Here is a 4,355-nt window from a genome sequence, read left to right on the forward strand (position 1 = left end):
GCGGAGCGCCTTCACGAACTCCGGGTTGTTCAACGCCCCGGTCCGCGCGGCCCGCACCGTCTCGATCGCCTCGTCGGCGTCGTAGCCCTCGCGGATCAGCGACGCCGCCGCGAGCAGGCCCGACCGGTTGATCCCGGCCGCGCAGTGCACCAGCACCCGCTTCCCGGCCGCACGCATCGAGCGCACGAGGTCGGCCAGGGCGACGAGCGTGTCCAGGTCCGGCGCCGGGCCGTCCTCGATCAGCCAGTGGACGTAGAACTCGACGTCCTCCAGCGGGGGTTCCTCCCCGGACAGGTCGAACACCGCGTCCCAGTGCTCGCCGGGCTCCGGGTGCCCGGACTGCCACAGGCCCGGCACGATCTGGTCCGCCGGCCACGGCGGGGGCTCGTCGGTCAGGTCGGCACGGAGGTGGGCGGGAACGTAGTCGTCGACCGGGTCGCTGCTCACATCGCGCCGGGTACCCCGGATCAGTAGATCATCCGCGGGTCGTCGTAGTGCTTGAACTCCAGCAGGTTGTTCGACGGGTCCCGCAGGACGACGGTGCTGTGGCGCTCGACCAGGTCCTCGAACCGCGTCGACGGCTCGGCGAACACGCACAGCTCGCGCTGCCGGACGAGCGCGAGCAGCCGGTCCCAGTCCGCGCGCTCGCGGAAGGTCACACCGAAGTGCCGCGGGTAGAGGACCGGGTCGCGGTCCCAGGCCTCCGAGAGGTGGCAGACGACCTGGTCGCCGAAGAAGTCCAGCGTGATGCGGTCGGCGTAGCGGCGGGCGAGCTTGCAGCCGAGGCCCTCGACGTAGAACCGGTGGGCCGCGTCGAGGTCGTGGGTCGGGATCGCGAGGTGGAACGCGTCGTGGGTGGTCCGCACGCTCACACCCCGCCGAAGGTGTCGGCGCGCAGGCCCAGGCGCAGCGTCTCCAGGCCGACGACGTCGGACAGCGCGACGTTGCCGAGGTTGACCCCGACGCCGTAGCGGCGCAGCAGGGTGACCTGCAGGTCGCGGGTCGGTGCCTCGAACAGCAGCCGGTCCCGGTCGATCCCGGACGCGTCGAGCGCGCCGAGGACGTCGTCGCGGGCCTCACCCGCGGCGGTGCAGAAGCCGCTGCGGCCGCTCTCGCGCGCCTCGAGGGTCACCGTGGTCGCGCCGGCCGCGAGGTCGGTGCGCACCGCCTCGACCCACGCGGCCGGGGTCAGCGCCATCGACCGGCCGCCGTCCTTGAACCCGACCTCGCTGATGACGGTGAACTCCCGGGCCACCTCGGCGACCCAGCGCGCCTTCTCGGCGTTGGACATCACGACGGTGCCGTGCGAGATCTCCACGGTCGTGCAGCCGGTGGCACGGCACAGCGCCCGCCACTCCTCGACGGCGTCCGCGGCCGCGTACCGCTCGAAGAGCGTGCCCCCGAAGTACGCCTCGATCCCGGCCGCCCGACAGATGTCGATCTTCGTCTTGACGTCGCGGGTCACCAGGCAGGTGCCCCAGCCGAACTTGACGGCGTCGACGAGGTCGCCGTGGCTCTCGACGACGTCCTCGAACCAGCGCGTCGGGGCGCCGGTGTCAATCACCATGGTTCGGCCGCGGGTGCGGGGCTTGTCCTCCCGCGGCGGCAGGTCGAGCGGGGCGCACAGGGACGAGTCGGTGAGCATCGGTCCTCCTCGGACGTCAGGGTCGGGGGTCTGGGATGGGGCCTCACGGAGCGGTCGCGACCAGCTCCCGGACCTCGGCGCGGCGGACCTTGCCGGTGGCGCCGCGGGGCAGGTCGGGCAGCACGACGACCTGCACGGGGCACTTCCAGCGGGCGAGCTGGGCCCGGCAGCGGGCCGCGAGGTCGTCGGCGAGGTCGGCCCCGTCTGCGGACCAGGCGTCCCCGACGCGGCGCACGCAGGCCACCGGGACCGCGCCCAGCACGTCGTGGGGCAGCCCGACGACGACCGCCTCGGCCACCCGCGGGTCGGCGAGCAGGACCTCCTCCACCTCGCGTGGGTGCAGCAGCTCGCCACCGCGGTTGATGACGTCGTCGTCGCGGCCGGCGAGGTGCAGGAACCCGGCCTGGTCGAGGTGCCCGATGTCGCCGGTGTCGAGCCAGCCCTCGCCGTCGAACCGCTCGGCCGCGCGGCCGCCCTCGTAGGCGGTGACCACCCCGGCCCCGCGGATCCAGACGCGCCCGCGGACGCCGGCCGGCACCGCCACGCCGTCGGGACCCCGCACCGCCACCTGCGCGCCCACCGGTCGGCCCACCGACCCCGGCGGGCACGGCTGGTGCGCCGGGACGGCGGTGATCTGGCTGGCGGCCTCGGTCATGCCGTAGCTCTCGAGGACCCGGACCCCGACGCGGGCCTCGACCGCCTCCCGCACCGCCACCGGCAGGGGCGCCGAGGCCGACCGGATCAGGCGCAGGCGCGGCGGGACGCGGGGCGGGTCCTCCTCGCGGGCGAGCACGGTGAGGATCGCGGGCACCAGGTTGAGCCAGGTGACGTCGTGGGCGCGGGCGAGGTCCCAGAACCCGCGGCGGTGGAAGCGGCGGTCGAGCACCAGGGACGACCCCGCGACGAGGGTCGCGAGCAGCCCGACGACCTGGGCGTTCACGTGGAAGAGCGGCAGCGGGGTGAGGCCGCGGTCGTCGGAGGTCAGCTCGAGGTGCCCGGCGACGGCCCGCGCGACGTGGAGCAGCCGGGCCTCGTCGAGGAGTACGCCCTTGGGCTCGCCGGTCGACCCGGAGGTGGCCAGCAGCGTCGCCGCACCCCCGGAGCGCGGCGCGACCGGTCCGCCGGGCACGAGCGTCCCGCACACCGTCGGCACCGGGCCCGGCAGCCCATGGCGGTCGGGTCGGGCGCGCGGGACGTCCGGCACCCGGGCGGCCGCCTCGTCGTCGGCGACGAGGACCCCGGCGGCACACCGCCGCAGCGCACGGCGCAGCTCGGGCCCCGGTGCGCCCGGGTCGAGCGGCACGCTGCACCGCCCCGCGGCCATCACCGCGAGGTGCACCGCGGCCAGGACCAGCGGGTCGTCGACGACGACCGCGACGCGTCCGCCCGGCGGCAGCCCCGCCCGGTCCAGCGCGTCCCGCCAGGCCGCGCCCGCCTCGCGCAGGTCCGCCCGGGTCAGCCGCCGGGGCTCCCGCGCGGCGAGGAGGACGACGTGCTCGGGCGCGCCCTGCGCGAGGAGGTCCGCGACGGGACCGTCGGCGTTCGCGTTCATCGTCCCGACGGTGGTGCCGCCCCCTGTGCAGGCGCTGTGCGCGAGCTGGCGACCCGCTGAACCGGGGCGAGCGGGCGGCCAGGACCGCCGAGCGGTCCGCTCGAGCGAGCAGCGAACACGACGAAAAGCATCAATCGGCTATATCGACAGCAACGACGTGAATACTGCGGAATCGTCTCCCGCTCGGTCACGAATGCATCACGAGATACGCCCTGAGGTCCTCTCGTGTTGTCTCCTTGACAACGATTTCACGAAGATCGCCGAGGATTCGCGGGTCCACGTCACGACGAGGTCCGGCGGGAGAGGACGCGGGTGACCGGGAGCGCGACGGGGGACGAGAGGCCCACCTCGTGGCTGCGCGCCCTGGCCGTGCTCGAGATCCTCGGAGAACCGACGGGAGCGGGGGGCATGGGGGTCGTGGAGCTCGCCCGTCGTCTCGGGCGCGACAAGTCGCAGGTGTCGCGCATGCTCCGGGCCCTCGCCGTCGCCGGGTACGTGGAGCGCGAGCCGCGGTCGGCGCGCTACCGGCTCGGGGCCCGGCTGTTCGCCCTGGCGGCGCACGCGGTCGACGAGCGGCTGCGCGAGGAGGCGGACGCGCTGGTGGAGCGGGAGTCCGCTCGGATCGGCGAGCGGGTGGAGGTCGCGGTCCGCACCGGGGGGTTCGCGCTGACGCTCGCCACCGCGGCGCCCGACGTCGAGCTGCGTGCCCAGGGCTGGGTGGGTCGCACCGTGCCGCTGTCGTCGTCGGCCGCCGGCCGGGCGCTGCTCTTCGACCACCCCGACGACGCCGTGACCCGGCTCCTGCCGCGCGACGAGCCGGAGGGTGGTGGACCCGCGGCCCCGCGCTCCCCGGACGAGGTGCTGGCGCGGCTGGGCGAGGACCGCCGGCGGACCTGGGCGCTCGCCCGGGAGGAGGCCGGCCGCGACCTCGTCGCCGTCGGCGCCCCGGTCCGCGACGCCACCCGCCGCATCGTCGCCGCCGTCTCCGTCAGCGGGCCCGGCACGCGGCTGTCGCCCGCCCTGCCCACCGTCTCGGTCGCCGTCGTGCGTGCCGCGGACGAGCTCTCCACCGCGCTCGGGCACGGCGTCGTGCCCGGCTCGCGGCGGCCGCGTCGGCGGCCGCTGGTGACCACGAGCGGGGGCGCGGGGGCCGACGTC

General features: G+C 75.6%; 5 protein-coding genes. 1 reads left to right on the forward strand and 4 read right to left on the reverse strand.

Annotation, left to right across the window (positions count from 1 at the left end; translation table 11 throughout):
• The 4 genes from AC0CYZ_RS32085 to AC0CYZ_RS32100 form a co-directional block, all read right to left on the reverse strand.
• Positions 1-447, reverse strand: a 447-nt coding sequence (locus tag AC0CYZ_RS32085) for a protein-tyrosine phosphatase family protein (RefSeq protein ID WP_472222392.1), incomplete at its 3' end; no start/stop codon positions are given.
• A gap of 20 nt (positions 448-467) precedes the next feature.
• The gene (locus AC0CYZ_RS32090; protein WP_472222394.1) at positions 468-866 is read right to left on the reverse strand and encodes a VOC family protein; all 399 of its coding nucleotides are present in this window, start codon (positions 864-866) and stop codon (positions 468-470) included.
• A 2-nt stretch (positions 867-868) separates the two neighbouring features.
• Positions 869-1,645: a phosphosulfolactate synthase gene (locus tag AC0CYZ_RS32095; RefSeq protein ID WP_472222396.1), complete on the reverse strand. Its 777-nt coding sequence runs from the start codon at positions 1,643-1,645 to the stop codon at positions 869-871.
• Positions 1,646-1,688: 43 nt separating this feature from the next.
• Positions 1,689-3,197 carry a class I adenylate-forming enzyme family protein gene (locus AC0CYZ_RS32100; protein ID WP_472222398.1) on the reverse strand — a complete coding sequence of 503 codons (1,509 nt, stop codon included), beginning with the start codon at positions 3,195-3,197 and terminating at the stop codon, positions 1,689-1,691.
• A gap of 312 nt (positions 3,198-3,509) precedes the next feature.
• On the opposite strand from AC0CYZ_RS32100, the gene AC0CYZ_RS32105 reads away from it, so the two are divergent.
• A partial coding sequence (locus tag AC0CYZ_RS32105) for an IclR family transcriptional regulator (RefSeq protein ID WP_472222400.1) occupies positions 3,510-4,355 on the forward strand: 846 nt, incomplete at its 3' end.

The sequence above is a fragment of the Actinomycetospora sp. genome, assembly GCF_055612215.1.